Source organism: Catenuloplanes atrovinosus (assembly GCF_031458235.1).
Classification (GTDB): domain Bacteria; phylum Actinomycetota; class Actinomycetes; order Mycobacteriales; family Micromonosporaceae; genus Catenuloplanes; species Catenuloplanes atrovinosus.
The window spans coordinates 5,157,263-5,183,873 of record NZ_JAVDYB010000001.1 but is presented as its reverse complement, the minus strand read 5'-3'; the positions used below and the strand labels follow the sequence as shown (position 1 = coordinate 5,183,873).

Here is a 26,611-nt window from a genome sequence, read left to right as displayed (position 1 = left end):
GTGGGGTGGTGGAGACCGTCAGGCGCGGTGCGCCAGGAAGACCGGGTGCTCACCGGACTGGTGGTCACTCTGGCCGTCGAAGACCGTGAACCAGAAGACACTGCCGCCGCCCGGGTTCGGCTCCACGCCGACCTGGCCGCCGTGCAGCCCGGCGATCCGCTGGCAGGTGGCCAGCCCCAGGCCGGTGCCCGGGTAGCCCTCGGCCGCCGGCGTCCGGTAGAACGGCGCGAACACCCGGCGATGGTGCTCGGCGGGGATGCCGATGCCGCGGTCCGCGACCTCGATCCGCCACCAGCCGTTCGCGCTCTGCCGCGCGCCGATCGTCACCCGGGCGGCGGCGCCGTGCCGCACGTACGTCACCGCGTTGCCGACCAGGTGGTCGAGCAACTGGCGGAGCAGCGCCGCGTCCGCGGTCACCACCGGCAGCGGGCCGACGTCGATGCTCGGCAGCGTCGGCGAGATCGCCACGTGCGCGGCCACCACCTCGTCCGCGACCCGCGCGAGGTCGACCGGCTCCAGGAGCAGCGGCGCCTCGCTCGCCAGCGTGTAGGCGAGCAACTCGTCCACCACGTGCAGCATGCGCCGCGTGCTGCGGCCGATCGTGTCCAGGAAGCCCAGTGCCGCCGGGTCCAGCCGCGGGCCGCTCTCCTCGGCGAGCAGGTCGGCGTAGCTGACCACGTTCGTCAGCGGCGCCCGGAGCCGGTCGGCCGCGAGCGCGGAGAACCCGGCCAGCTCGGCCTCCCGTTCGCGCAGCGCGGACTGCGCCAGCAGCAGCGCGTCCGCGTCGGCGCGGCGGTCGGCGAGCGCGCGGCGCGCGCTCGTGGCGGACCGCTCCCGCGCGGCGACCAGGACCAGCACCAGCGCGCCGAGTGCCGCGCTGAACAGCACGCCGCCGATCAGCACGAGCGTGTCCAGGTGCCGTCGCGTCTCGCTCATCAGCGGCGTGCCCGGGCGTACGGTGAGCGTGAGCTGCCGCTGCCCGAACGCGACCGGCAGCGCCACGGTCTCCGGGCCGGCCGGCGCGATCTCCGCGTTCCAGGCCGCCACGCCGACCGGGGCGGCCGGGTCGCCGGCGTCGGCCAGCGCGGCCGTGACCGCGGCGTGCCCGCCGGAGCCCAGCGCCTCGGCCAGGAAGTCGCCGGCGCGCAGGCTGAGCAGCACCCACCCGCGGAACTCGGCGCCGTCCGCGGATCGCGCGGGCACCACCAGCACGAACGACAGCTGGCGGCGGGTGCCGGTCAGCGCGCGGTCGTGCGGGAGCAGGTGCGGCGCGCTGACCGCGAGCTGTCCGGTGTCGCGGGCGACGTCCATGGCGGCCGTGACCTCCGGCGGCGGTGCCGTCCAGGTGCCGGAGGCGGTGCCGTCGATCGGCCGGCCCGCGACCGCGGTGAGGCGGCCCGCGTCCGGCGCGATCAGGCGCACGTCGTACGCACCCGGCAGCGTGCTGCGGGACAGGCGCGCCAGGCCGGCGGCGTCGAGCGCGGCCGGCGCGTTCCCGGCCAGCGCCGCGAGATGCTGCGCGGTCGTGGTGTGCCGTGCCACCGCCGCGCTCACCGCGGCCTGTGTGGCGCCGGCGCGCACCCGCAGCACGGCGTCGGCGCAGTCCTTCTCGGCGGAGTGCAGCGCCAGCGCGCCCGCGCCGGTCGCCGCGAGGCCCAGGGCCAGAACGGTCGACGCGAGCGCGGGGCCGCGCCACGTCCGTCCGCGCACCAGGTCTCTCATCGTCACGGAGGGCACCATCGGCGGTCCCGGCACGCCGATGAGCGGGCACCGGTTGCGTTTGAGTGCGAAGCCGGTATGCGAAAAAATCCGCATATGAGCGGCATATCTGGTGAGATCGAGGGTACGGCAAACCAACCGTCCGACGGAAGGGCGAGGCATGGCGCGCGTCCTGGTGGCGGAGGACGATCCGGACATCCGGCAACTGGTGAGCTACAAGCTCGACCGCTTCGGCTTCGAGACGATGGCGGTGAGCGACGGCGTCGCCGCGCTCGCCGCGATCCGCCGGTTCCGCCCGCACGCCGTGCTCATCGACGTCCGGATGCCCGGCCTCAGCGGCATCGAGGTGTGCCGGGAGCTGCGGCAGTCGCCGGACACCGCCAAGGTCGCGGTCATCATGATCTCCGCGCAGGGCCGGCCGCAGGACCGCGAGCTGGCGTACGCGGCCGGTTGCGACGACTACGTGGTCAAGCCGTTCAGCCCGAAGGAACTGGTCGAGCGCGTGCAGCGGCTCATGGTCGAGGTACGCGCCTGACATGACCGACTCGGCCGCGACCCGGGTGGGCGCGCATGGTGGATGACTGGGCGTGGGTGCGGACCGCCATCGCGGTCGCCGACGTCGTCGTGTTCGTCTACTTCGTGGCCCTGAACAGCAGCTATCTCGGGCTGCTGCTGCTGGCCGCGGCCGAGTTCTTCCGGCACCTGCGCCGGGTGCCGTTCAACGGCCTGGAGGACCTGTTCCGCAGCCCGCTCACCCAGCCGGTCTCGGTGCTGATGCCCGCCTTCAACGAGGGCGCGAGCATCGTGCCGGCGGTGCAGGCGATGATGGCGCTGCGATATCCGCGGTTCGAGATCGTGGTGATCGACGACGGCTCCACCGACGACACGTTCGCGCGGCTGGAACGCGAGTTCGACCTGGTCCAGGTGCCGCGCGTGGTGCCGGACGAGGTGCCGTTCCACGGCGCGGTGATCAGCGTGCACGTGGCCCGCGCGAACCCGGACGGCCTGATCGTGGTCCGCAAGGCCAACGGCGGGAAGGCGGACGCGCTCAACGTCGGCATCAACCTGTCCCGGCACCCGCTGGTCTGCATGGCCGACGCGGACTCGGTGCTCGACCCGGAGGCGCTGCTCTCCGTGGTCAAGCCGTTCGCGGACGACCCGCTGGAGGTCGCGGCCGTGGGCGGCGTGGTGCGCATCGCGAACGGCTGCGCCGTGGTCGGCGGACGCGTGGTGGACGTGCGCATGCCGCGGCAGTGGCTGGTCCGCATGCAGATCGTCGAGTACCTGCGCGCGTTCCTGATGGGCCGCACCGGCTGGTCCCGGCTCGGCGGGCTGGTGGTGATCTCCGGCGCGTTCGGGATGTTCCGCCGCGACCTGCTCGCCGAGGTCGGCGGCATGGCGCACGACACCATCGGCGAGGACGCGGAACTCGTCGTGCGCCTCCACCACCACCTGCGGGAACGCGGCCGGCCGTACCGGGTGATCTTCGTGGCCGAGCCGGTGTCGTGGAGCGAGGCGCCGGCCACCATGTGCGTGCTGGGCCGGCAGCGGACCCGCTGGCACCGCGGCATCGCGGAGATCCTCCGCACGCACAGCGGCATGCTGCTGCGCCCGCGGTACGGCAGGATCGGCATGGTCGCGCTGCCGTACTACGTGGTGTTCGAGCTGCTGGCGCCGTTCGTCGAGCTGTCCGCGCTGGTCCTGGTGCCGGCCGGGCTGCTGGTGGACGCGATCGACCTCGACTTCGCCTGGCGGTTCGCGCTGGTCGCGTACGGCTACGGGCTGCTGGTCAGCGTGGCGGCGCTGCTGCTGGAGGAGGTGTCGTTCCACCGGTACCCGCGCTGGGACGACCTCGGCCGCGGCTTCCTCGCCGCGACCCTGGAGAACGTCGGGTACCGGCAGGCGCTCGCCTACTTTCAGGCGCGCGGCGCGTGGCAGGCGTGGCGGAACAAGAAGCGGGTCTGGGGCGCGATGCCGCGTCAGGGCTTCGACACGGTGCGGTCGCCCTGAGGGTGGCGCAGGCCGGGGTGGTCGCGCGGCAGCGTCCGCACCATCACCCACCAGCTCACCGCGAGGCACGCGGCGACCAGCGGCCAGGTCAGCACCACCTGGGCCACACCGAGCGCGAACACCTGGCCCGCGAAGTAGAGCGGCAGGAACACGGCCAGCCGGATCACGTACTGCAACACCCACACCCAGCTGGCCAGGCCGTACGAGCGGAGCAGCGCCGGGTCGCGCCGCCAGCGCGCCCGCTGGCCGAGCACGGTGCCGACCACCACGCCGAGCAGCGGCCAGCGCACCGCGATGCTGATCGCCCAGACCACCGCGCTGCCCGCGTTGCTGAGCAGCCGCGGCAGGAAGAAGTCGGCGCCGTTCCCGGTGTACAGCGCGATCATCGCGGCCACCACCACGCCGAGCAGCCCGGCCAGCACCGCGCCGAACCGGTCGCGGCGCCGCAGCCGGAACCCGGCGATGCCCAGGCTCACCACCAGCGCGGCGGTCACGCCGATGGCGATGGACTGGCCACCGGCCAGCCAGCCGGCCACGAACGCGACCGGCGGCAGCGTCGCGTCCAGCGCACCGCGGCGCCCGCCGAGCAGATCGGCGAGCGACTCCCTGTTCTGTTCCATGGTTAGGGCAGCCTAACCGATCAAGACCCGGCGGGGGTACGGGCTTTCGCCGTACCCCCGCCGGGTCATCGGTCCTCAGTTCGTCGCGGTCATGGCCGCGGCGCCGGCCGGTGCCGGGATGCCGCGCGCGGACGCGTGGCCCTCGACGCGCTTGCGCGGCGGGCGCGGCGCACCGGTGCCGCGGCCACCCTCGCGGCGCTGGCGCAGGTCCTCGCGGGTCGGCAGCGCGAGCCGGAAGACCTTGTACCAGGCGGACGCCACCTGCATCGGCAGCGGGCCGGTGGTGTAGGTCAGGCCGTAGCGCTGGAACAGGTCGCGGATGCGCGGCGCGATCTCGGCGTACCGGTTGCTCGGCATGTCCGGGAAGAGGTGGTGCTCGATCTGGTGCGACAGGTTGCCGGTCATGAAGTGCATGAACTTCGAGCCGCGGATGTTGGCCGAGCCGAGCATCTGGCGCAGGTACCACTCGCCGCGCGTCTCGCCCTCGATGCTGGTCTTGGAGAACGTCTCCACGCCGTTCGGGAAGTGACCACACATGATCACCGAGTGCGTCCAGACGTTGCGCACCAGGTTCGCCGTCATGTTCGCCAGGATCGTGGTCAGGAACGACGGGCCGGACAGCGCCGGGTGCACCACGTAGTCCTTCAGCATCTGGCGGCCGATCTTCTTCAGCACCTGGCGGTACGCGGCCTTGAACTTCGGGTCGCGGCGGCGCTTCCGCGTCTTCAGGTTGCGGCCCAGCTGGAGATCGTAGGCGGCGATGCCGTACTCGAAGAAGCACATGTTGATGAAGTTGTAGAGCGGCTGGCCGAGCAGCGCCGGCGTCCACTTCTGGTCCTCGTCCACCCGCATGATGCCGTAGCCGAGGTCGTTGTCCCGGCCGACCACGTTCGTGTACGTGTGGTGGATCTCGTTGTGCGCGTGCTTCCACTGCTCGGCCGGGGACGCGTTGTCCCACTCCCACGTGGTGGAGTGGATCTTCGGGTCACGCATCCAGTCCCACTGGCCGTGCATGACGTTGTGGCCGATCTCCATGTTCTCGATGATCTTCGCGATCGAGAGGCCGATCGTGCCGACCACCCAGGCCGGCGGGAACAGCGAGAACAGCAGCACCGCGCGGCTGCCCAGCTCCAGCCGCCGCTGGGTGGAGATGACCTTGCGGATGTACGCGGAGTCCCGCTCGCCCCGGCTCGACATGATCTCGTCGCGCAGCGCGTCGAGCTCGCGGCCGATCGCCTCGATGTCCTCGGGGGTGAGGTGGGCGATCGGGTTGGCGTCCTTCTTCTCCATGATGGTCACGCGGTGGTCCTCACTCCTGGAGTCCGGTTCTCAGTGATCGATGCGACAGGGGCCGGCAGCGGCCGAGACGCAGGTCTGGATCGGGATGGTGTCGCCAGCCTCGGCGACGATGAGCGCGCCGTCGCGCAGGTCACGCACCGCGCCCTCGCGCAGCGGCAGCACACAGCCGAAGCAGATGCCCATCCGGCAGCCGGACGGCATCAGCACGCCCGCGGCCTCGGCGGCGTCCAGCAGCGGTACGTCGCCCGGCGCGGTCACCGTGGTCTGCGTCTTCGTGAACGTGACGTCGCCGCCCGCGCCGTCCGCGCCGATCATCACCGGCCGGAACCGCTCGGTGCGCAGCCGCTCGCCCACGCCCGCGTCCGCCCAGTGCTTCTCCAACTCGTCGAGCAGCTCGTTCGGCCCGCAGGCCCAGGTCTCGCGCTCGGCCCAGTCCGGCACCAGCGCGGCGATGCCGGCGGGGGAGAGCCGGCCCTCGACCGACGTGGTGCGCTCGATCAGCCGAATCCGGCCCTCGGCCGCGAGGTCGTCCAGCTCCGGGGTGAACAGCGCGTCCGCGGCGGTCCGGGCGGAGTGCACCACCACGACGTCGCGCAGCCGGTCACCCGCGCCGCGCAGAATGCCCATGATCGGGGTGACGCCGCTGCCCGCGGTCACGAACAGCACCTTCTCCGGCGCCGGGTCCGGGACCGTGAACTCACCGGCCGGCGGGTCGAGGTGCACCAGCGCGCCGACCCGGGCGTTGCGGACGAGATGGTTGCTGACCACGCCGCCCTCGATCGCGGTCACGGTGATCGAGACCCGGCCGTCGGCCCGGTCCGGGTCGCTGGTCAGCGAGTAGTTGCGCCACAGCCGGATGCCGTCGACGTCCACGCCGATCCGCAGGTACTGCCCGGGCTCGTGCCGGCGCCAGCCGCGCCCCGGCCGCAGCACCAGCGTGACCGCGCGCTCGTGCTCGCGGTGCACCTCCTCGATGCGGGCGCGCAGCACGTTCGCGTTGCGCAGCGGGGCGACCTCGTCCAGGTAGTCGCTCGGCACCAGCGGCGTCGTGATCAACTCGACGACGCGCCAGGCGGCGGACCTGAGGCTGCGGGTTGCGGGCATGTCACCAAGCATGGTGGCGATAGCCGGGGTAAGTCCTGACCAAGAAACGGTAGTTTCGTCGGGCATTATTGTTCGCTGTGAACAAGACATCGGTCCCGGCGTTCCGGCTCGCGCCGGAGGTGGTGGCGCCCCTGAAACTCGCGTTGCCCGAGGTCGCGGGCCATGCGGTGGCGGCGATCACGGCGGAGGTCCCGGCGTACGCGGAGGCGTTCGCGGGCGAGCTCGGCGAGAAGATCGAGCGGGCGGTGCGGGCCGCGCTCGGCACGTTCCTGAACCTGCTCTCCCGCGACACCGGCGCGCCGCTGGAGCCCGCGCTGGAAGGTGCGTACGCGCTCGGCCGCGGCGAGGCCCGGCACGGCCGCAGCCTGGAGGCGCTGCTCGCGGCGTACCGGGTCGGCGCGCGCGTGGCCTGGCGCGACATGGCCGTGATCAGCGTGCGCGCGGGCGTGGACGCGATGACCGTCACGTACTTCGCGGAGCTGGTCTTCGCGTACATCGACGAGCTCTCCGCGGCCAGCGTGGCCGGGCACGCGGACGAACTCGCCACCGCGGTCCGCGCCCGGCGCCGCCACCTGGAACGGCTCGGGCAGGCGCTGGTCGCGGCCGAGCCGGCACACGCGCTGGCCGCCGCCGCGGAGCAGGCCGAATGGGCGCCGCCGGCCACGCTCACCGCCGTGCTGCTGCCCGAGCACGCGATCGGCGGCCTGCTCGACATGCTCGACGCGCGCACGCTCCGGGTCGACGTGGAGGGCGAGCGGTCCGTGCTGCTGGTGCCGGACGCGCACGGTGCCGGTCGCGGCCACCTCCGCCGGCTGCTGACCGGGCGGGACGCGGTGATCGGGCCGGCCCGGCCGTGGGAGCGGGCCGCGGAGTCGTACCAGCGGGCGGTCCGCGCACTGTCCCTCGGCCTGCTCGGCGACACGGAGGAACACCTGGTGGCGCTGGTGGTCGGCGCGGACCCGGCCGCGCTGGCCGACCTGCGGGCCCGCGCGCTGGCGCCGCTGGCCGACGAGGGCGAGACCTCCGCGGCCAAGCTGCGGGAGACGCTGCGCAGCTGGCTGCGCCACCACGGCCGGCGCGAGGAGATCGCGGCGGAACTCTTCGTCCACCCACAGACCGTCCGCTACCGCGTCGCCCGCCTCCGCGAACTCTACGGCGACCGCCTCCGCGACCCCGACTGGCTCGCCATGCTCACCATCGCCCTCGCCCTCTGACCCCCCGCCCCCCCGCCCCCCCGCCCCCCCGCCCCCGCCCCCCGCCCCGCCCCCGCCCCCCGCCCCGCCCCCGCCCCCCGCCTCGCGATCTAGGGCGGATTCCGCCGTGTCGATCTCCAATCACGTGAATCCGGCCTAGATCGACGGCAAGGGGGCGGCGGGCGGCGGGTGGCGGGCGGCGGGCGGCGGGCGGCGGCGGGACCGGCAGGGAGGAGCGCCAGCGACGACCGGTGCCCGCGGGAGCATGCGGACCGGACCACGCCGGGAGCGGGAATATCGGTTTATGGCAGGTGGGCCAGGAGGCCGCGGTGGGCGGTGGTGACGTGTTCCTCCGCGGTGTGGGCGAGGGTGTCGCGGTCGCCGGAGCGGATGAGGGTGGCCAGGTCGCGGTGTTCGGTGACGACGCGGGCGCGGTAGTGGGCGAAGCCGAGGGCGACGCGGCGCAGCTGGAAGAGGTAGACCTGGGAGCGGACGGCGCGCCAGGCCTCGGTCAGGCGCCGGTTGCCGGCCGCCAGGTAGACGGCGTCGTGGAAGGCGATGTCCAGGGAGACCAGGCGCTGCCCGGACGGGTTCCCGGCGATTTCCGCGGCCATGGCGCCGACCAGGGCGTCCAGCTCGCCGAGCTGTGCCTCGGTGGCGGTGTCGCGGGCGGTGACGGCGGCCAGCCGGTCGAGCGCGGCGCGGACGGCGTAGACCTCGCGGACGTCTTCCGGCGTGATCTCGATGACCGTGGTGCCGCGGTGCCAGCCGGTGCGGATCAGGCCCTCGCGCTCCAGGATGCGCAGGCCCTCGCGCACGGAGCCGCGGCTGACGCCGAGCGCGGTGGCCAGCTCGACCTCGCGGAGCGGGCCGCCCGGTGGCACCTCGCCGGAGAAGATCGCGTCGCGGATGCGGTCGGCGGACTCGTCGGCGAGACCCCGGCGGCTGGCCCGGTTCAGGGCTGGCGATGGCATGCGATCAATGCTGACATTCGGACAACGGCCGCATCAAGCGGGCGCGGTGGGGTGCCGGAACTTTTCCGGAAGGCGTTCGCCCATATTGACATGCGCCGATCTGCAAGCCGAGACTGAGGGCGTCGGTAATCGAGGATCTTCGATTCCATGAACTTCCGACACGTTACCGGAAGGAGTCCCCACCACATGATTCTCAAGAGAGTGCTCCTGGTGGTGGCCGTGCTCGGGCTGATCTTCGTCGCCGTACCGCGGCCGGCGCACGCCGCGCCCGTCGAGGACGAGGGGGCCGACTGCCCGATCAGTCAGGGCACCGTCACCGCCAACGCGAAGCTGCCCGATCCGTTCACCCGGATCGACGGGTCGCGGATCACCTCCCGGTCCGACTGGCGCTGCCGGCGCGCCGAGATCAAGGACCAGGCCGAACGGTACGTGTACGGCGAGAAGCCCGCGAAGCCGTCCAGCGTGACCGGCACCGTCTCGCGCACCAACATCACCGTGAACGTCTCCGAGAACGGCCGCAGCGCCTCGTTCTCCGCCGGCGTGGACCTGCCCAGCGGCACCGGGCCGTTCCCGGCGGTCGTGGTGCTCGGCGGGTTCGGCGCGGACACCGCCGCGATCAAGGCGGCCGGCGCGGCCGTGATCAGCTACGACCCGCTCGCGGTCGGCCGTGAGGGCACACCCCGCAACAACAAGCAGGGCGCGTTCTACACCCTGTACGGCGCGTCCAGCAGCACCGGCATCCTGCTCGCCTGGGCGTGGGGCGTCAGCCGGATCATCGACGTGCTGGAACAGTCGGGCGGCTCCGTCCTGCGCGCGGACGCCACCGGCGTCACCGGCTGCTCCCGGTACGGCAAGGGCGCGTTCGTCACCGGCGCGTTCGACCAGCGGATCGCGCTGACCATGCCGATCGAGTCCGGCACCGGCGGCGCGCCGATCTTCCGCGGCGTGAACGGCGAGAGCGGGGCACAGCCGCTGAGCAGCGCGTACGGCGAGCAGCCGTGGCTCGGCGACGCGTTCGGGTCGTACACCGGGAACCCGGCGGCGCTGCCGATCGACACGCACGAGGTGATCGGGATGATCGCGCCGCGCGGGCTGTTCATCATGGACAACCCGCACATCGACTGGCTGGCCGCGCGCTCCTCCAGCGTGGCGGCGCTCGGTGGCGCCGAGATCTACCGGGCGCTGGGCGCGTCCGACGCGATCTCCTACTGGTCGGACGTGTCCGACGGCACGCACTGCGCCACCCGGTCGGAGTGGCGGGCGCCGTTGCAGCAGAGCATCCAGCGGTTCCTCCGGGGTACGGGCAGCGCCCCCGCGGTGTTCCGGATCTCCAGCCAGGCCGCGGGGAACCTGGCGGAGTGGCGGACCTGGCAGACGCCGACGCTGACCGCGGGCACGGCGTCGCCGCCGCCTGCCACGCCGCCGGTGTCGCCGTCCGTCTCTCCGCCGGTGTCGCCGCCGGCGCCCGGTGGCTGCGCCGCGACCGTCTCCACCAACCAGTGGAACGGCGGGTTCGTCGCCACCGTGCGGGTCACCGCCGGGACCGCCGCGGTCTCCGGCTGGACCGTGTCGGTGACGCTGCCCTCGGGTGCGGCCGTGACCAGCACCTGGAACGCGTCCGCGGCCGGCAGCAGCGGCACGGTCGGGTTCACCAACGTGGCCTGGAACGGTGCGCTGTCCGCCGGTGGCGCGACCGAGTTCGGGTTCCAGAGCACGGGCAGCGGCAGCGGCCTCGCGCCGGTCTGCGCGGCCCGATAGAGCGCCGGGCCGGGCGTCCGTCCCACCGCGTGACGCCCGGCCCGGTCCGTTTCCGAATCGCGTCGCCGGGTAAGCCACCGTCCGTGGACGATCTGAGCTGGCTGGCCGTGGTACGGCACGGGGAGAGCACCGGGAACGTCGCGGCGGCGCGCGCCGAGCAATCCGGCGAGGAGGTCATCGACATCCCGGAACGGGACGCCGACGTGCCGCTCTCGTCGACCGGCCGGGAGCAGGCGCGCGCGGTCGGGCAGTGGCTCGGCGACCTGCCGGACGACCGCCGGCCCGCGGTCGCGGTGATCTCGCCGTACCTGCGGGCGCAGCAGACCGCCGCGCTGGCGCTGGAGCCGATCGAGGTGCGCAGCTCCGTGGACGAGCGGCTGCGCGATCGCGAACTCGGCATCCTGGACCTGCTCACCGGCAAGGGCGTCCGCGCGCGGCTGCCGGAGGAGGCGGAGCGCCGCTCCCGGCTCGGCAAGTTCTACTACCGGCCGCCGGGCGGCGAGTCCTGGGCCGACGTGACGTTGCGGCTGCGCAGCCTGCTCGGCGACCTGCGCCGCGACCACGCCGGCGACCGGGTCATCCTCTTCGCCCACGAGGCGATCGTCTACCTGCTGCGCTATCTGATCGAGGAGATGTCCGAGCCCGACCTGGTGAAGCTGGCCCGCGACGGCGCGGTCGGCAACTGCTCGATCACCAGCTGGATCGCGGGCGAGGACGGCCGGCTCGCGCTGGAGGACTTCGCCGTGGTCCACCACCTGCACCGCGAGGGAGCCACGCCGACCAGCGAGGAGGGCGTCGATGCCGAACCGGTCTGAGCCCACGTCCGTGATCACGCCCCGGGTACTGCGCGACTGGCAGCTGCCGGTGCCGGTCGGCGGCAAGGACGCGCGCGGCACCGTGCTGGTGGTCGGCGGGTCCCGGTTCACCCCCGGCGCGGTGCTGCTGGCCGGCGTGGCCGCGCTGCGCGCCGGCGCGGGTGTGCTGCAGCTCGCGGTGGCCGAGTCGACCGCGGCCGCGCTCAGCATCCAGGTGCCGGAGGCGCTGGTCGTCGGCCTGACCGAGACCGGCGGCGGCTCCGTGCGCGGCGAGTGCGGGGAACGCCTCGCCGGCCTGGCCGCCGAGGCCCGCGTGATCGCGGTCGGCCCCGGCCTGGACGACGTGGACGAGACCATGGGCCTGCTCAAGGGCCTGCTCGACGCGGCCGGCCCGGAGACCGTGTTCGTGCTGGACGCGTACGCGCTGGGCGCGCTCAGCCGGTCACCGGACCTGGTGCGAGAGTCCGAGCGGACCGCCGTCCTCACGCCGAACCTGACCGAGGCCCGCTTCCTGCTCGGCCACGACGTCGGCGACGACCTGGACGACACCGCCGCGGAACTGGCCGACCGGTACGGCGCAGTGGTCTCGCTCTACGGCCACATCGCGTCCCGCCCGTCCCCGGACGGCTCGGTGCGCTGCTGGCGGGAGGAGACCGCGGACGCCGGCCTGGGCACCTCCGGCAGCGGCGACGTCCGCACCGGCATCGTCGCCGGCCTGCTCTCCCGCGGCGCCGACCCGGCCCAGGCCGCCTGCTGGGCCGCCTGGGCCCACGCCACGGCCGGCCAGCGCCTGATCCCGGCCCACGGCCGCATCGGCTTCCTCGCCCGCGAGCTCCTCGACGAGATCGGCCCCGCCCTGGCGATGCTCCACTGACCCGCGGGCTCATTCCCGCTTCAGGACGCGGGCTACCCCCGCGATGACCGCGGTCGTCAAGAGCCATCCCGTTACGGTCAGGAACCACATCGCGTACGCGGCGAGGTTGTGCGGCTGCCACGAGGTCCGCTGCCCGAGGTTGATGACCGGCACGAGCACGTCGACGGTGTACGCGAACGGGCTGAACTCGGCGGAGCCGGCCACCCGGGTGATGTCGTCCGGGTACGACATGCCGAACACCGTGGTTCCGGCCAGCAGGAGGACGGCCAGCCAGAGGACCGCCTGCCAGGGGCGGTACCCGTAGCCCACCGTGAGATACATCAGCCAGTTCCACGCCCTGCCCGGCGGGCCGAACGCGGCGCGTTCGCTCCAGAACTTCGCTATGGAGATACGCCGGGAGTCCCGGTCGCGGCCGGCCGACCGGTAGACGGCCGAGAGCACGTCGTACGCCCCGGGCGAGTGCCCGCTACGGCTTCGTCGGAGCCAGCCGATCCGGTCGCCGGCCGAGGCGTCGCACCGTGGGTCGAGCCGGCCGTACGTGAAGTCCGTCAGCTCGATGACCTTCGGCCAGGTAGCCAGATCGTCGGCGAGGACGTCCACCTCCGCATGCCGGAGATCGAGTGCGGTCGGCGGAGAGGACCAGTCGATCCGCAGCGACCTGGCACGGACGTACGACAGGTCCACGGAGCGGCAACAGCGCAGATCAGCCGCCCGGAAGTCGACGACTCCGGACACCGAGAGTCCCGTCATGTCCACCGGCCCGAACGCGGTGAAATCCTCGCCGCAGCGCACGGAGCCCTCCACGTGCATCCGGCGGGCCAGCAACGCGCTTTTCCCGGAACCATGGAGCGCGGCGCCTTCCAGGCTCAGATATCCCCCGATCCTCGCGCCGTCGAGGTGCAGCGTGCCCTCCGCGGAGAAACCGCTATTCAGAAGGAGATCCTCGCGCACGGTGAGGCCGAGACCCTGGAGCGCATAGCGGCCCGGACACCTGAGCCGCGCGTCCCAACAGCATACGAAACCATCGATTTTCGCCCCGACCAGGCGGATCGCTCCGTCACACCGGAAGCCGGAATCGTCATCGATCGCGCTTCCGAGAAACAGCGCGTATCCGATGCGCGCGCCCTGGGCGTTCAGGGCCCAGCCGTCGGGATGGTGCAATCGGGCTCCGGTGAATGACAACGCGCCGCTGATATCCGCGTGACCGATGTTGACCTCGCCGTGCGAGGTGAACCCGTGGCCGCACAGCATCGAACCGCCGACCTGGATGCCCCAGGCCGAGATGCAGGTGCCGGCCGGGTCGTCGAAATCCGAGCCCTCCAGGACCAGCGAACCGCCTATCCTGGCACCGCCCAGCTGGAGCGTTCGGCAACGACTTCCGTCCACGATCGCCAGGCTGCCGCTGAACCGCGCGTTCCGCGCATCGATGGTGGCCGCCGAACACCCGTGCAGTTTCAGCGAGGCCAGATCGCTGTCCCGCAGGTTCACCGCTCCATCGAAGTGACACGAGGTGAACTCGATCACCGAGGTGAGTGTCATGGCCGCGAGGTCCAGGTCGCCCTCGATCCGAACGCCCTTGATCCGGATGTAGCGCGGCGGCGCCTGCCCACCGGCCCGCAGCGCGCTCACGATGGCCTCGGCGCGTACCGTCCGGGAGCGCCCCCGTGCGGGACCGTCCCGCTCGGTCGTCACCTCGAAAAGGCCGTGGGCACTGATGGCGCGCCGCATGCGCCTCTCGGTCGCGCTGAGTCCTGAACCCGTCCAGATGCCCATCGCGCGCTCCGCCGGCTCGATGACAAGGTGCGCTCATCGTTCCAACCGGTGACAAGCAGGTCGCGTCCCGATCAGCGGCGTCGGCGGGCCCAGCGGAGCGGGCCCGGGTGGAGGGACCAGAGGAGGCGGCGCCACCACGGGCGGTGGGCGCGGAGGGCCGTGACGTAGGCGGTGGCCTGGGAGCCGGCGCGGTCGGCCTGGGTGGCGTCGACGGTGCCGGGGGCGAAGGCGTCGCGGTTCATCAGCTCGGCCAACTCGTCGAGCGGGGGTGCGGCGGTGCGCGGCGCCGGTTTTCGGAGACGCTCGGCCGCCTCGGCGGCGGTCGCGGCGGCGTGGCCGGCGAACTCGGTGGCGGTCAGGTTCGGCGAGGGCGGGCTACCGGCCAGGCGGAGCGCGTCGCCGACCTCCAGCCAGGCGCCGGTGACCCGCTCGCGTGGGTCGGCGGCGCGCAGGCGGCGGCGGGACAGGGCGCGCCGCATGGTGAGCAGCGTGATCACCAGGCCGGCCAGGATGATCAGCACGGTGCCGGAGACGCCGCCGGCGATCACGGCGCGGGTCCGGGCGGAGCCGGACGGCGCCTCGGCCGGCGGGGCGCCGGCGGAGGCGCTGGCGGACGGCTCCACCGACGGCGTCGGCGCGTCCGTGGGCGGCTCCTCGGACTTCTCCGGCTCGGGGCGGAAGTCCTCCTCGACCGGGCGCGGCTCGGTGTCCGGCTGCGGCATCGGGTTGAACGAGACCCAGCCGATGCCGTCGAACAGCACCTCCGGCCAGGCGAACGCGTCCGCGCCGCGCACCGGGACCGTGCCACCGGTCTCCGCTCGCGGCGCACCGGGCTCTGCTCGCGGCGCGAAGCCGACCACCACCCGCGTCGGCAGGCCGAGCAGCCGGGCGAGCACGCCGAACGCGGCCGCGAACTGCTCGGACGTGCCCTCCTGGCCGCCGGCGTTGCGCGGGCCGAAGAGGAAGAAACCCAGATTGGGGTACGAGTGCCCGCTCGCCGCGTCCGGCGCCACCCGGTAGTGCGTGGCCAGGAACTGTTCGATCGCGACCGCCCGGTCGTACGGCGCGCCGTTCTCCTCGCCCAACTGGTCGGCGAGTTGCTGCACCTGCTCCGGCACGCCGTCCGCGACCGTCAGCAGCCGCGCCACGTCCGGGCCGCCGGGCACGTCCGCCACCGGCAGGCCGCTCAGGTCGAGCCGCTCCCGGGCGGACGTCACCGTGTACGTCAGCCCGGGCGTCAGCCCCTCGGGGCGGATCATCGTGCCGGACTCCGCGTCGTACGCGACCCGCGTGCCCTCGACGCCGGACGGCGTGGGCACCGCCGGCAGCAGCCGCCCGGACAGGTCCGCGATGGTGAGCCGCTGGTCGACGCGCTCCACGGTCGCGCCGGGCGCGGGCGGCTCGGTCGGCAGCACCCGGCCGGCCGCGCGGTACGTGGCACCGACCTTCCACGTCACGCCGTCGTAGTCGTTCAGCACCGCCAGTCGTACCAGCGGAAGCCCGCCCTCGGGGTCGGATTCGCTCAGCGCCGTCACGTCGAACAGGTGCTGGTCCGGGTTCAGCGCCCAGCCGGAGATCCGGTTCAGCGGGCTCTCGTCCAGGCTGTCCACCTGCGGCGGCTCCACGTACCGGCGCGGGTCGACCGGCGTCGCGGTGACCACGCCGGCGATCCGCGGCGCGCCCGCGAACACCAGCGCCAGCAGCACGGCCAGCGCGGTGACCGGCCCGATCAGCCGGCGCCACCGGCCGGCCGGCTCCGCGCCCTCCGCGGTCGCCACCGCCGGCGCACCGGGCGCGCGCGACGCCCGGGCCCGGCCAGGCGCGGTGGCCAGGCCCAGCGCGGCCAGCGCCAGGAAGCCGAGCGTGGGCGGCAGCGCCGCGTCCGCGTTCGGCCCGACCACGTAGAGCGTGCCGGCGAACAGCGTGACCGGCGCGGTGTAGCCGAGCAGCACCCAGCCGGCCCGGCCGGACACCTCGGTCGCGGCCAGCCCGGCCAGCCACGCCGCGACCAGCGGGATCACGATCGTGTCCGGCGTCGGCTCGACCGGGATCATCGCGGTGAGCATGCGCGGGATGCCGTTGCGGGCCGCGTCCAGCAGCGTCTGGCCGAGCGGCGCGTCCAGGCCGGCGCGCTGCGCGGCCAGCCGCAGCGCGAACACCGTGTATCCGGCCAGCGCCAGCACGGACAGCGGCGCGACGGTCCAGGACGGCAGGCGGCGGACCGCGGTGCCGATGCCGACACTGAGCACGGCCGCGCCGGCGACGAGCTGGACGACCAGCGGGCCGGAGTAGACGCGGCCGAGCAGCACGCCGCAGAGCGCGATCATGCCGATCAGCGCGACCGGGAGCCCGGCCGCGCGCACCATCCTCACCATCCGGACGCGCCGTTCCATTCCGCGGCGAACGCGTCGCCGTCCTCCGCGTTGATCACCAGCATGCCCGCGCCCTGGCCGGACGGGCCCTCGCCGGCCACGCCCAGGAGCACCGCGACCAGCACCGGGTACGCCTGGCGTACCGTGCCGAGCTGGCCCAGGTCGTCCCGGCCGCCGGGGCCGGTCACGAAGATCAGCGTGTCGCCGAAGCGCTGCTGCCGCAGCCGCGTGGTCGCGGTCTGGAACGTGCCGGCGTCCGCCCGGTGCAGTTCCGCCGCGGTGAGCGTGTCCAGGTGCGGCCGGCCCGGCTCCTCCGCGCCGCTGACCAGGTGCATGGTCACCGGCAGGTCCTCGCGCGCCGCCGCGGCCACGATCGACGCGGCGGCCTCGCAGGCGGCCTCGAAGCTGGCCGACTGACCGTCCGCGAGTGGCGTGTGCGAGCCGGCCCGGTCGTCCAGCAGCACCACCAGGCGCGGCAGGCTGGTGTCGAGCTGCTCGCGCACCATCAGCTCGCCCATCTTCGCGGTCGACCGCCAGTGCACGCGCCGCAGGTCGTCGCCGATCACGTACTCGCGGAGCGTGTCGAACGTGATCGAGCCCTGCGGCACCCGGTCGGACCGGCCGTCCAGGCTGCGCGTGACGCCGGCCGGGACCGCGGACAGCGGCAGGATGCGCGGGTGCACCCAGACGGTGACCGGCTCGCCGTGCGCCTGCGCGAGCCGGACCAGGCCGAGCGGGTCCTCCCGGGTGACGCGCAGCGGGCCGACCGGGATCCGGCCGCGCCGGTGGGTCGGCACCGGGTACGTCACCGTGGTGTCCCGGCCCGCGCGCAGCCGCAGCGGCGGCACCGGGACCGGCCGGCCGCCGCACGAGTCCGCCGCGGTGAGCGTGGCCGACCGGCGCCGGGCCGCGTTGCGCAGCGTGAGGATCATCGTGGACGGCTCGCCGCGCGGCACCCGGTCCGGGTCGGCGACGCGGGACAGCGACAGCCTGGGCCGCCACGCCACGAACAGCACGGCCCAGAGCACCGCGAGCAGCCCGGCCGCGCCGAGCACGGCCAGCTCCGGGTAGCCGAAGCGCAGCCCGGCCGCGAGCAGCACGGCGGCGCCGCCGGCCAGGCCGAGGCCGCGCAGGGTGGGGCGCATCAGGCCTGCGTGCCGCCGCCGGGCAGCGGCACCGGGACCGCGCGGAGCGCGTCGGCCACCACGTCGTCCGCGGTGGTGCCGCGCAGCGCCGCCTCCGGGGTGAGCAGCACGCGGTGCGCGAAGACCGGGACGATCAGCACCTTCAGGTCCTCGGGCAGGATCCAGGCCCGGCCCTCCATCAGCGCGTACGCGCAGGCGGCCCGGGTCAGCGCGATCACGCCACGCGGCGACACGCCGATCCGCACGCGCGGGTCCTGCCGGGTGGCCGCGGCCAGGCGCACCGCGTACGCGTACAGCGGGTCGGCGATGTGCACGCGCTGCGCCATCCGGATCATCTCGGCGATGATCTTCGTGTCCGCGATCGGCGGCAGGCTCTCCGGCGAGCGCACGTTCGCGCCGCGCAACACCTCGATCTCGACGGACTCGTCCGGGTAGCCGACGGACAGCTTCACCAGGAACCGGTCCAGCTGGGCCTCGGGCAGCCGGTAGGTGCCGTCCATCTCGACCGGGTTCTGCGTGGCGACGACCAGGAACGGGCGCGGCACCGGGTGCGGCACGCCGTCGACCGTGACCGTGCGCTCCTCCATCACCTCGAGCAGCGCGGACTGCGTCTTCGGCGAGGCACGGTTGATCTCGTCGGCGATCACGATGTTCGCGAAGACCGGGCCCGGGTGGAACTCGAACGCGCGGGTGGCCTGGTTGAAGATCGTGACGCCGGAGACGTCCGCGGGCAGCAGGTCCGGCGTGAACTGGATGCGCCGCCACGCGCCGTGGATCGACGCGGCGATCGCGCGCGCGAGCGTGGTCTTGCCGACGCCGGGCACGTCCTCCAGCAGCACGTGACCCTGCGCGAACAGCGCGGTCAGCGCCAGCCGGATCAGCTCCGGCTTGCCGAGCACCACGGTGCCGATGCTCTGGGCCAGCGCGTTCGCGATGTTCGCGAAGCCCTGGACCTGCTGCTGGGAGAGCGGGCCCTCGGCGGCGGGCTGCGCGGAGACCGGCGCGGCCGGCGGGTTCATCGTGTTCATCGTGGGCGGTGCGGGAGGCGGGGGCGGCAGCGGCGCGGCACTCTGGCCGGTGCTCCCGTACGGGTAGCCGCCGGACGCCTGGCCCGCGGGCTCGGCCGGCGCCGGCTGCTGCCCGTACCGGCCCGAACCGTACTGATCGCCGCGGTCGTACTGGTCGTACTGCCCGCCGCCGTGCGGACCGGGCTGCGGCACGGCCGGCCCGCCGGTCGACGTGACGGCGGGGAGCAGGCCGGTCGGCGCCTCCGAGGACGACGGGTACGACGGACCGGCGCCGTAGTGGCCGCCCTGCTCGTAGCCGTTGGCGTGCGGTGGTGCGGTGGTCATGCGGACGGGCTCATCTCGGTCTCGTTCCATCACTATTCGTATCGGTCAGGTGCAGTCCGGCAGCGGACCGGTCGAGTTGATGCCGTGCCCCTCGAGATTGAACCAGGCGAACGAGATGTAACCCGTCTTGCCGCCGTAGTTGACCTTGATCCAGATGCTGGTGGGGTCGGTCTTGCCCCGGTTGTAGACGTACGCGCTGATGCCCTCGCCGCTGGTCTTGCAGATCGCGGAGAGCCGCTGGTTCTGGCCGGCGCGGCCGAGCAGCGTGCCCTCGTCCTTCGGCGCCGCCCAGACCTGCCGGCCGTTGTCCGCGTCGTTGCACCAGGTGTGCTGCGCCTTGTCGGTCGAGGAGGTGTTGTTGTTGCAGACCGCCAGGCCGTAGACCGCGCTCGTGGTCTTCGCGACCTTCGCGGTCGCGCTGCCGGCCGCGTTGGTCGCGGTGAGCGTGAGGTCGTAGTCGGTGCTCGGCGACAGGCCGGTCACGGTCAGCGAGGCGCAGCCGCCGGAGACGGACTTGCCGCCGCCGGTCAGCTTGCAGGTGGCGGTGCCGCCGCCCGCGTCCACGGTCGCCTTCACGGTGACCTCGGTCTGCGTCGCCGACGAGCCGGTGACCGTCACCTGCGGCGCCGCGACGGTGCGCGCGGTCGCGGTGGCCTGCTTGCCCTCGCCCGCCTCGTTCACCGCCTGGACCTTGACCGACACGTTCACGCCGTTGCCGAAGCCGGTCAGCTTCGTCGACGTGCCGCCGGCCGCCACCTCCGCGGTCTTGTCGCCGGCGGTCACCACGTACTTCGTGATGGGGCGGCCGTTCTCCGCGGGCGCGGTCCAGGTGACCGTGATCGCCCCGGCCTCGCCCGCGACCGTGGCCGCGTCCAGGCCCTCCGGCGCCTCCGGCACGGTGAACGGCACGACCGTCTCGCTCGGCGGGGACGCCTTGGACGAGCCGCCGCGCTCGTTGGTCGAGGTGACCGTGAACGCGTACTGCGCGCCGTACTCCAGCTCGCCGGCCGGGACGACCAGCTCGGTGCCGTCGGCCTGGCCGACCAGCGTGGTGGCGCCGGCCGAGATCGCGTTCACGGCGTACGACTTGATCTTCAGGCCCTGGCCGTTCGCCTCCGGCCAGGTGATCTTCACGGTGCCGTCCGGCTGCGCGGCGGCGGTCACCTTCTCCGGCGCGTCCGGCACCTCGGAGGTGGGAACGGCCGGGTTCGACTTCGCCTTCGGGCCCTCGCCCTCGCTGTTCACCGCGTACACCGTGAACTGGTACGTCTCGCCGTTGGTCAGGCCGTCGACCTGGAGCGAGCGCTGGTCCGCGCCGACCTCCCAGGTCTTGTCCGCGCCCTCCACCACGTACCTCGTGATGGGTGCGCCGTTCGACGCGGCCGGCTTCCAGCTCAGCCGGATCTGCGCGTTGCCGGCCGCGGCGGTCACCTGCTTGGGCGCGCCCGGCTTGCCGACCTGCGGCTTCGCGGGCGGCGGCGGGGGCGGCGGCGCCTCCTTCGGCGGGTCGCCACCGAGCACGTCGTTCGCGTACTTGTCGACGCTCTTCACCTGGTGGTCGTCGTCGACGACCTGCGCGGCCGCGGAGTTCGGCGCGTTCACGAACAGGTGGTTCTCCCGGACCTCCAGCTCGAGCTCACCGTTCGCCCCCGCGACCGTGAACGTGCCGGTCGGGACGCCCGCGGCGTCCAGCACGTGCACCACGCCGGTGCCCTCCTCGGGCACGTAGAACCGGCCTGCCCAGGGCACGGCCGGGCGCAGCGGCGCGCCGTCGCCGGGGATCGCGAACTCGGTCACCGCGCCGGTGTCGGAGACGACGTAGACCTTGCGGTCCTCGCCGACCGTGACCGGGATCTGCGCGCCGGTGGTGCGCTCCGGCAGCATGCCGACGCCGGTCAGCGGGAGCGTGACCGGGAGCGGCTCCGCCTCGCCGCGCACCATGGTCAGCGTGTTCGTCGTGCGGTCGAGCACGGCCACGCCGTTGTCCAGCGCGGTCAGCGTGAGGTCGTGGCTGGGCGCGGCGACCCCGTGGGTGCGGATCAGCTTCGGCCCGCCGGCGCCCTGGCCGCCGTCCTCGGACCGCTCGGCCTCGGCGGTGGACAGGGCGGCCGGGGTGATCGCGGAGACCGTGCCCTCGGACGGCACCGCGATCCACAGCCGGCTCTCGCCGTCGAACGTGCCGCCCGCGATGCCCGGCGGGTAGCGCACCGGCTCGCCGATCGGCTCCAGCGACTGCGGGTCGAGCTGGCGGACCTCGCCCTGCACGGAGTCGATGATGAACGCCGCGTCCTCGTCGAGCGCCACGGTGACGCCCACGCCGGCCGTGGTCTGCGCGGTCGCGATCGTCTGCAGCGAGGTCAGGTCCAGCGAGCTGACCAGCCCGGTGTTCAGATCCCGCATGATCAGGAAGCGGTCGGTCTGGGTGACCTGCATCGGGTGGCCGGCCGCGCCCGCGACCGCGAACCGGGTGTCCACCCGGCCGGTCACGCCGTTGGCCCGGGCCAGCTCGCCCTTGGACTTGCTCCACAGCCAGGACGCGGCGTCGAAGCTCGCCACCGCCTGGTCCGCGGCGCCCAGGCCGAACACGGTCGCGGCCATGCCGGCGACCAGCGCCGCCACCGTGCCGATCGTGACCAGGCCCCCGGGCGTGCGCAATCGCTTCCTGCGCCCCGGCGGCGGCTCGATGGTGCCCGGCGTCGCTTCGGTGGTGGCCACAACTCTCCCCGTTACGCGTCGTCCACTGCCAATGCCTCACCCCGGGTAACGACTTCTCAACGCATCGTGTATTGCCTGGTTGACCAGGGCTTAGCGGCTCGATGATGCGACCGGGGCAGAGACGCGAGTCATCTTATGGGGTGCTCACCGTAAAAGTCGCCCCTGCGATGCGTGATCGGTCACGATCGGCGTCAGCCGGTCGGGCCGCCCGGCGTGTTCCGCGCGGTGCACCGCTGCTCCGACGCGGCCACCTTCGAGGCGTCCGTTCCGTAGACGGCCACGATCGTGAAGCAGTAGTCCAGGTTCGGGTTGAGGCCGTTGATCTCGTACTCGACCCGGCCGGGCGGCAGGTTCGCCATCGCCTTCAGCTCCTCGCCGGCCCGGCCGCCCGCGACGATGAACGGCACCGTGCCGTTCGTCGGGTCGGTCCAGGTCAGCTCGATCGCCTCGCCGTCGTCGGTGAGCGTGACGTCGCCCGGCGGCTGCCCGGTGACCTGCGGTGCGGCCGTCGCCGTGGGCTGCACCGGCGGCGGGCTCGCGGTGTCGTCCCCGTCGCCCCGGGTGGTGATCAGCACGGTGACGGAGACGACGGCCGCGATGACGGCGGCGACCGCGGCGATCGCCACGCCGACCGTCGTGGCCCGCCCGCGCCGGGGCTGCGCCCCGGACTCGAACAGCGGCGGGGGTACCGGCGTGGGGTGCCCCTGCTGCTGGTACGGGTACTGCGGGTGCGCCTGCTGATAGGGCGGCGTGGACTGCTGATAGGGCGGCACGGACTGCTGGTACGGCGGCACGGACTGCTGGTACGGCGGCACGGAGTGCTGGTACGGCGGCGCGGAGGACTGGTGCATCGGCGGTGCCGGCTGTTGATACGGCGGTGCCGAGGACTGGTGCATCGGCATGGTGGGCGGGTCCGGCAGCGCGGGCGGGACCGGCGGTGCCGACGACTGGTGCAGCGGCATCGTCGGCGGGTCCGGCAGCACCGGCGCCGCGTGGTGCAGCGGCGTCGTGGGCGGCTCCGCGTTCCGTACCCCCTGATGGGTCTGGGGAAGCGGCGGAGCCGCGTCGCCCAGGTAGGCCCGCGCCCGCGCGACCATCGGATGGTCCGGCCCGACCGTGCCCGGCCCGAGCTTCGCCACCCGCGTGAACGCGCGTTTCGCCTCGTGCCGGTTGCCCAGTTCCTCGGCCGCCGCGCCGATCGCCGCGGACAGCGCCAGCATCCGCGCGTCCTCGTCGCCGAGCCGGAGCTGACCGGCCGCGTACGCCTCCTCCAGCACTCGCCGCGCCGCGGCCGGGTCGTCCGCCTGCGCGTGCAGCGTGCCCAGCACCAGCGCCGCGTCCAGCACCTCGTCGTGCGACTTGCCCAGCGCGCGGCGCGCGTCCTCGAGAACGTCCTCGAGCATCGCGCGGCCGTTGATGAGGTCACCCGACGCCTGGGCGGCCCGGGCGCGGTTCACGGCGGCGGTGAGCGGAGCGTGCGGCACGCGCCACATGGTTTCACAAACGCCGTCGGCTGGGCACGGTGACGGCGTGCGCGGGTCGCGAAGCCCGGTGGCCACGTTCCGGGTGTAGGGCATCATCGCAGCGTGACGCACGACCTGGTCTTCACGAACGGAAGAATCTTCGCCCGCGGCGGTACGCACCGCGCGGACGTGGCGGTGGACGGCGACCGGATCGCCGCGGTCGGCACCGGGCTGACCGGCCGGGAGACCGTCGACCTGGACGGCGGCCTGCTGGTTCCCGGCTTCCAGGACGCGCACGTGCACCCGATCGCGGCCGGCGTCCAGGTGCTCCGCTGCGACCTGACGGACCGGCGGACCGCGGGTGAGTACCTGCGGACCGTCGCGCGGTACGCCGCGGCGCGCCCGGACCTGCAGTGGATCGTCGGTGGCGGGTGGGCGATGGAGGCGTTCCCCGGCGGGACCCCCACCCGGCACGCGCTGGACGAGATCGTTCCGGACCGGCCGGTCTACCTGCCCAACCGCGACTCGCACGGCGCCTGGGTGAACACCCGCGCGCTGGAGGTGGCCGGGATCGGCCCGCACACGCCGGACCCGGCGGACGGCCGGATCGAGCGCGAACCGGACGGTCATCCGTCCGGCACGCTGCACGAGGGCGCGGCCGACCTGGTCGGGCGGCACGTGCCCGCGGCCACCGACGCGGAACTGGACGCGGGGCTGCGCGCCGCCCAGGAGCGCCTCTTCTCCGTCGGCGTGACCGGCTGGCAGGACGCCTGGGTGGGGCCGGGCCTGCACGGCCACCGCGACCTGCTGCCGGTCTACCTGCGCGCGGCGTCGTCCGGCACGCTGCGGGCGCGAGTCCGCGGCGCGCTCTGGTGGGAGCGGGACCGTGGCCTGGAGCAGCTGCCCGAGCTGCTGGACCGCCGCACCGCGGTGGGCCGGTTCACCGCGCGTACCGTCAAGATCATGCAGGACGGCGTGGCGGAGAACTTCACGGCCGCGATGACCGCGCCCTACCGGCACGGGCACGGCGCCGGGCTCAGCTTCATCGACCCGGAGTCGCTCAAGACGTACGTGACGCGGCTGGACGCGGAGGGTTTCCAGGTGCACGTGCACGCGCTCGGTGACCGGGCGGTGCGCGAGGCGCTGGACGCGATCGAGGCCGCGCGCACGGCGAACGGGCCGCGCGGGAACCGGCACCACCTGGCGCACCTGCAGGTCGTACACCCGGATGATCTGGATCGGTTCGCGGCGCTGGACGTGACCGCGAACCTGCAGGCGCTCTGGGCCTGCCACGAGCCGCAGATGGACGAGCTGACCATTCCGTTCCTGGATCCGGTGCTGGCCGCGCGGCAGTACCCGTTCGCGGCCCTGCGGGACGCCGGGGCCCGGCTGGCGGCCGGCAGCGACTGGATGGTGAGCAGCCCGGACCCGCTGGCCGCCGCGCACGTGGCGGTGAACCGGACCGCGCCGGACGGCCCGGCCGAGCGCCCGTTCCTGGCGCACCAGGCGCTCACGCTGGGGGAGTTCCTCACCGCGTACACGGAGGGCAGCGCGTTCGTCTGCCACCGCGACGACGAGACCGGCCGGATCGCGCCGGGCATGCTCGCCGACCTGGCCGTGCTCGATCGCGACCCGTTCGCCCGCCCGGCCGCGGAGATCGCGCTGACCCGGGTGCGGCGCACCTACGTCGGCGGCGAGCAGGTGTTCAACGCCGGCTGAAACATCACCGATCCGGATGAATCGGCTGTTCCTCGTCGATGTCCGCCGGATAGGGTCGACCGGTCGCCGGCGGAACGGCGAAATTCACCGAGATTTTCGTGGGTACGTTGAACCGTGCCCGATCACCCGATCGGATTAACCCTTCGGATCGCGATCCAAACATAAGTCTTCTTAAAGATCGACTGTGGATTCGCATTGGTTTTCCCGCGCGCTTGACGCTGCCCGGAAAAGACTTCTAACTTCTTCGCAGGATTCTTTGAGCTTCGCTTGGATCTTGCAGGATCTGCAGGTCAGCGACGGGTTTGGGGACGGTGCACAATGCGCAGGTCGGGGCGCGGGGCGGGTATAGGCGTTGCGTTGAGGCGCAGAAAATGGATTGTCGCGGCCATTGCGGCGGTCGCGGTGTTCGGCGGCGGACTGGCGGTCACGACCTTCGCCAACGCCGGCACCTGGAATCCGCGGAAACCGAGGCCCGTTTCGCAGAATTGCGGCAAGGAGGCGCCGGGCGGCCGCGCGCCGGGCGGCGCGGACACCACCACCACGCAGCAGAACGGCCGCACGGTCCGCAACCACTGGGGCGACGGCCAGGTGCCGGACTGCCCGGCCAGCCCCGCGCCGGTGTCGTCGAACACGATCAGCTGCCCGTCCGTGGCGGACAAGCTGCCGGCCGTGCCGGCCCGCGCCAAGGCCGAGGTCGACCGCAACCTCGCGCTGCTCCAGACGCAGATCGACGAGGCCAACAAGCGCCTGAAGGACACGCAGGGGCAGGGCGGCCCCAACTTCGTCAACAACGCGATCCTCGGCCCGCTCAAGAGCAAGCGCATCGCCACCATCGACCGGATCGCCATCGCGATCGGCCGGGTCGCGCAGAAGCCCACCGGCCTGGAGGTGCTCGCCGACTGCGCGCTGGTCACCACCGGCATCACGCCGACACCGGCCGCGACCGGCAACAACGGCAACGGCAACAACAACGGCAACGGGCAGGCCGGGAACGGTACGAACGGCCTGGACATCCTCGGTGACTCCTGCGACGCCTCCGACCTGCAGCCGCACACCGGCTTCCAGGAGGGCAACCGCTGCGTCGACACGGAGTTCGGCGAGGTCGGCGCCGCCGCGAACAACCCGTCGCTGCTGATCACCCGGTCGCCGGAGCGGGTGCGCGTCGGCCAGCAGTTCCAGCTCCAGGTCAGCACGCGGAACCTGGTGCGCGACCGGTTCCTCGGCGCCGCCGCCGGCGGCTACTACCTGGAGAGCTCGTTCCTCACCGACGAGGGCCTGGTCCGCGGCCACTTCCACACCGCCTGCCGGATGCTGGACAGCCTCGACCAGGCGCCGGACCCGGCACCCGCGCCCGCGTTCTTCGTCGCCACCGAGGACGGCGCCGGCGGCCGCACCCCGGACACCGTCACCATCAATGTCACCGGCATGCCGAAGACCGGCACCGCCCAGTGCGCCGTCTGGGCCGGCGACGGCTCCCACCGCATCCCGATGATGGAACGCGCCAACCAGACCCCCGCGCTCGACGTCATCCGCATCCGCGTCACCCGCTAGACCCGGTCACGCGCAAGCGGCGCCGCCCACCTGGGCGGCGCCGCTTCACCGTTAATATTCACGTCTCTCTATTGAACGGCCGGATGTCCGGCTGGTAGCGTCCTGCCGCGGTCGGCCTGCTCCGGATGTGGCGCGACCCGGTGACCGGCGCCTAC

General features: G+C 73.4%; 18 protein-coding genes and 1 pseudogene. 8 read left to right on the top strand and 11 right to left on the bottom strand.

The genetic code is table 11. The annotated features are described in order from the left end of the window. Nucleotides 1–18: 18 nt before the first annotated feature. The gene (locus tag J2S41_RS23025; protein ID WP_310376467.1) at nucleotides 19–1,722 is read right to left on the bottom strand and encodes a sensor histidine kinase; all 1,704 of its coding nucleotides are present in this window, start codon (nucleotides 1,720–1,722) and stop codon (nucleotides 19–21) included. A 157-nt stretch (nucleotides 1,723–1,879) separates the two neighbouring features. Here J2S41_RS23025 and J2S41_RS23020 point away from each other — a divergent pair, with 157 nt between their 5' ends. Both J2S41_RS23020 and J2S41_RS23015 read left to right on the top strand, forming a co-directional pair. Next, nucleotides 1,880–2,254 carry a response regulator transcription factor gene (locus J2S41_RS23020; protein ID WP_310370367.1) on the top strand — a complete coding sequence of 125 codons (375 nt, stop codon included), beginning with the start codon at nucleotides 1,880–1,882 and terminating at the stop codon, nucleotides 2,252–2,254. Between the two features lie 35 nt (nucleotides 2,255–2,289). Further along, complete coding sequence (locus J2S41_RS23015) at nucleotides 2,290–3,729, top strand: glycosyltransferase family 2 protein (protein WP_310370366.1); 1,440 nt, start codon at nucleotides 2,290–2,292, stop codon at nucleotides 3,727–3,729. On the opposite strand, the gene J2S41_RS23010 is transcribed toward J2S41_RS23015, so the two are convergent. The 3 genes and pseudogenes from J2S41_RS23010 to J2S41_RS23000 all read right to left on the bottom strand — a co-directional run bounded on the left by J2S41_RS23010 (nucleotide 3,699) and on the right by J2S41_RS23000 (nucleotide 6,773). Beyond that, complete coding sequence (locus J2S41_RS23010; RefSeq protein WP_310370363.1) at nucleotides 3,699–4,349, bottom strand: DUF3159 domain-containing protein; 651 nt, start codon at nucleotides 4,347–4,349, stop codon at nucleotides 3,699–3,701. The two genes, J2S41_RS23015 and J2S41_RS23010, sit on opposite strands and share 31 nt — an antisense overlap. Before the next feature lie 168 nt (nucleotides 4,350–4,517). Then, a pseudogene (locus J2S41_RS23005) lies at nucleotides 4,518–5,639 on the bottom strand (fatty acid desaturase family protein); the annotation flags it as partial. Nucleotides 5,640–5,678: 39 nt separating this feature from the next. Further along, nucleotides 5,679–6,773, bottom strand: a complete 1,095-nt coding sequence (locus tag J2S41_RS23000) for a ferredoxin reductase (protein WP_374728266.1) — start codon at nucleotides 6,771–6,773, stop codon at nucleotides 5,679–5,681. Nucleotides 6,774–6,820: 47 nt separating this feature from the next. Here J2S41_RS23000 and J2S41_RS22995 point away from each other — a divergent pair, with 47 nt between their 5' ends. Further along, on the top strand, nucleotides 6,821–7,966 hold the full coding sequence (locus J2S41_RS22995; protein ID WP_374728151.1) for a PucR family transcriptional regulator: 1,146 nt from the start codon (nucleotides 6,821–6,823) through the stop codon (nucleotides 7,964–7,966). Between the two features lie 281 nt (nucleotides 7,967–8,247). On the opposite strand, the gene J2S41_RS22990 is transcribed toward J2S41_RS22995, so the two are convergent. Then, nucleotides 8,248–8,919, bottom strand: a complete 672-nt coding sequence (locus J2S41_RS22990; protein WP_310370359.1) for a GntR family transcriptional regulator — start codon at nucleotides 8,917–8,919, stop codon at nucleotides 8,248–8,250. Between the two features lie 186 nt (nucleotides 8,920–9,105). On the opposite strand from J2S41_RS22990, the gene J2S41_RS22985 reads away from it, so the two are divergent. From J2S41_RS22985 to J2S41_RS22975, 3 genes are all read left to right on the top strand, one after another. Next, entirely contained in the window at nucleotides 9,106–10,677 is a 1,572-nt protein-coding gene (locus J2S41_RS22985; protein ID WP_310370357.1) for a glucuronyl esterase domain-containing protein, read from the top strand. Between the two features lie 83 nt (nucleotides 10,678–10,760). Beyond that, on the top strand, nucleotides 10,761–11,492 hold the full coding sequence (locus J2S41_RS22980; protein ID WP_310370355.1) for a histidine phosphatase family protein: 732 nt from the start codon (nucleotides 10,761–10,763) through the stop codon (nucleotides 11,490–11,492). Beyond that, nucleotides 11,476–12,366, top strand: a complete 891-nt coding sequence (locus tag J2S41_RS22975; protein WP_310370353.1) for an NAD(P)H-hydrate dehydratase — start codon at nucleotides 11,476–11,478, stop codon at nucleotides 12,364–12,366. The genes J2S41_RS22980 and J2S41_RS22975 overlap by 17 nt, the downstream gene beginning before the upstream one ends. A 9-nt stretch (nucleotides 12,367–12,375) precedes the next feature. On the opposite strand, the gene J2S41_RS22970 is transcribed toward J2S41_RS22975, so the two are convergent. From J2S41_RS22970 to J2S41_RS22945, 6 genes are all read right to left on the bottom strand, one after another. Next, nucleotides 12,376–14,139, bottom strand: a complete 1,764-nt coding sequence (locus tag J2S41_RS22970) for a hypothetical protein (protein WP_310370352.1) — start codon at nucleotides 14,137–14,139, stop codon at nucleotides 12,376–12,378. Nucleotides 14,140–14,210: 71 nt separating this feature from the next. After that, the gene (locus J2S41_RS22965) at nucleotides 14,211–16,514 is read right to left on the bottom strand and encodes a transglutaminase TgpA family protein (protein ID WP_310370351.1); all 2,304 of its coding nucleotides are present in this window, start codon (nucleotides 16,512–16,514) and stop codon (nucleotides 14,211–14,213) included. Next, nucleotides 16,508–17,656, bottom strand: a complete 1,149-nt coding sequence (locus J2S41_RS22960) for a DUF58 domain-containing protein (protein ID WP_310370350.1) — start codon at nucleotides 17,654–17,656, stop codon at nucleotides 16,508–16,510. The genes J2S41_RS22965 and J2S41_RS22960 overlap by 7 nt, the downstream gene beginning before the upstream one ends. Beyond that, entirely contained in the window at nucleotides 17,656–18,675 is a 1,020-nt protein-coding gene (locus J2S41_RS22955; RefSeq protein ID WP_310376463.1) for an AAA family ATPase, read from the bottom strand. Before J2S41_RS22955 ends, J2S41_RS22960 begins: the two co-directional genes overlap by 1 nt. Nucleotides 18,676–19,053: 378 nt before the next feature. Beyond that, entirely contained in the window at nucleotides 19,054–21,723 is a 2,670-nt protein-coding gene (locus J2S41_RS22950; RefSeq protein WP_374728150.1) for a fibronectin type III domain-containing protein, read from the bottom strand. A gap of 191 nt (nucleotides 21,724–21,914) precedes the next feature. Continuing rightward, complete coding sequence (locus tag J2S41_RS22945) at nucleotides 21,915–23,207, bottom strand: tetratricopeptide repeat protein (RefSeq protein WP_310370349.1); 1,293 nt, start codon at nucleotides 23,205–23,207, stop codon at nucleotides 21,915–21,917. A 102-nt stretch (nucleotides 23,208–23,309) separates the two neighbouring features. Here J2S41_RS22945 and J2S41_RS22940 point away from each other — a divergent pair, with 102 nt between their 5' ends. Both J2S41_RS22940 and J2S41_RS22935 read left to right on the top strand, forming a co-directional pair. Then, nucleotides 23,310–24,905, top strand: a complete 1,596-nt coding sequence (locus tag J2S41_RS22940) for an amidohydrolase (protein ID WP_310370348.1) — start codon at nucleotides 23,310–23,312, stop codon at nucleotides 24,903–24,905. A gap of 357 nt (nucleotides 24,906–25,262) precedes the next feature. Next, nucleotides 25,263–26,456, top strand: coding sequence for a hypothetical protein (locus J2S41_RS22935; protein ID WP_310370345.1), 1,194 nt, complete (start codon nucleotides 25,263–25,265; stop codon nucleotides 26,454–26,456). Nucleotides 26,457–26,611: the final 155 nt, after the last annotated feature.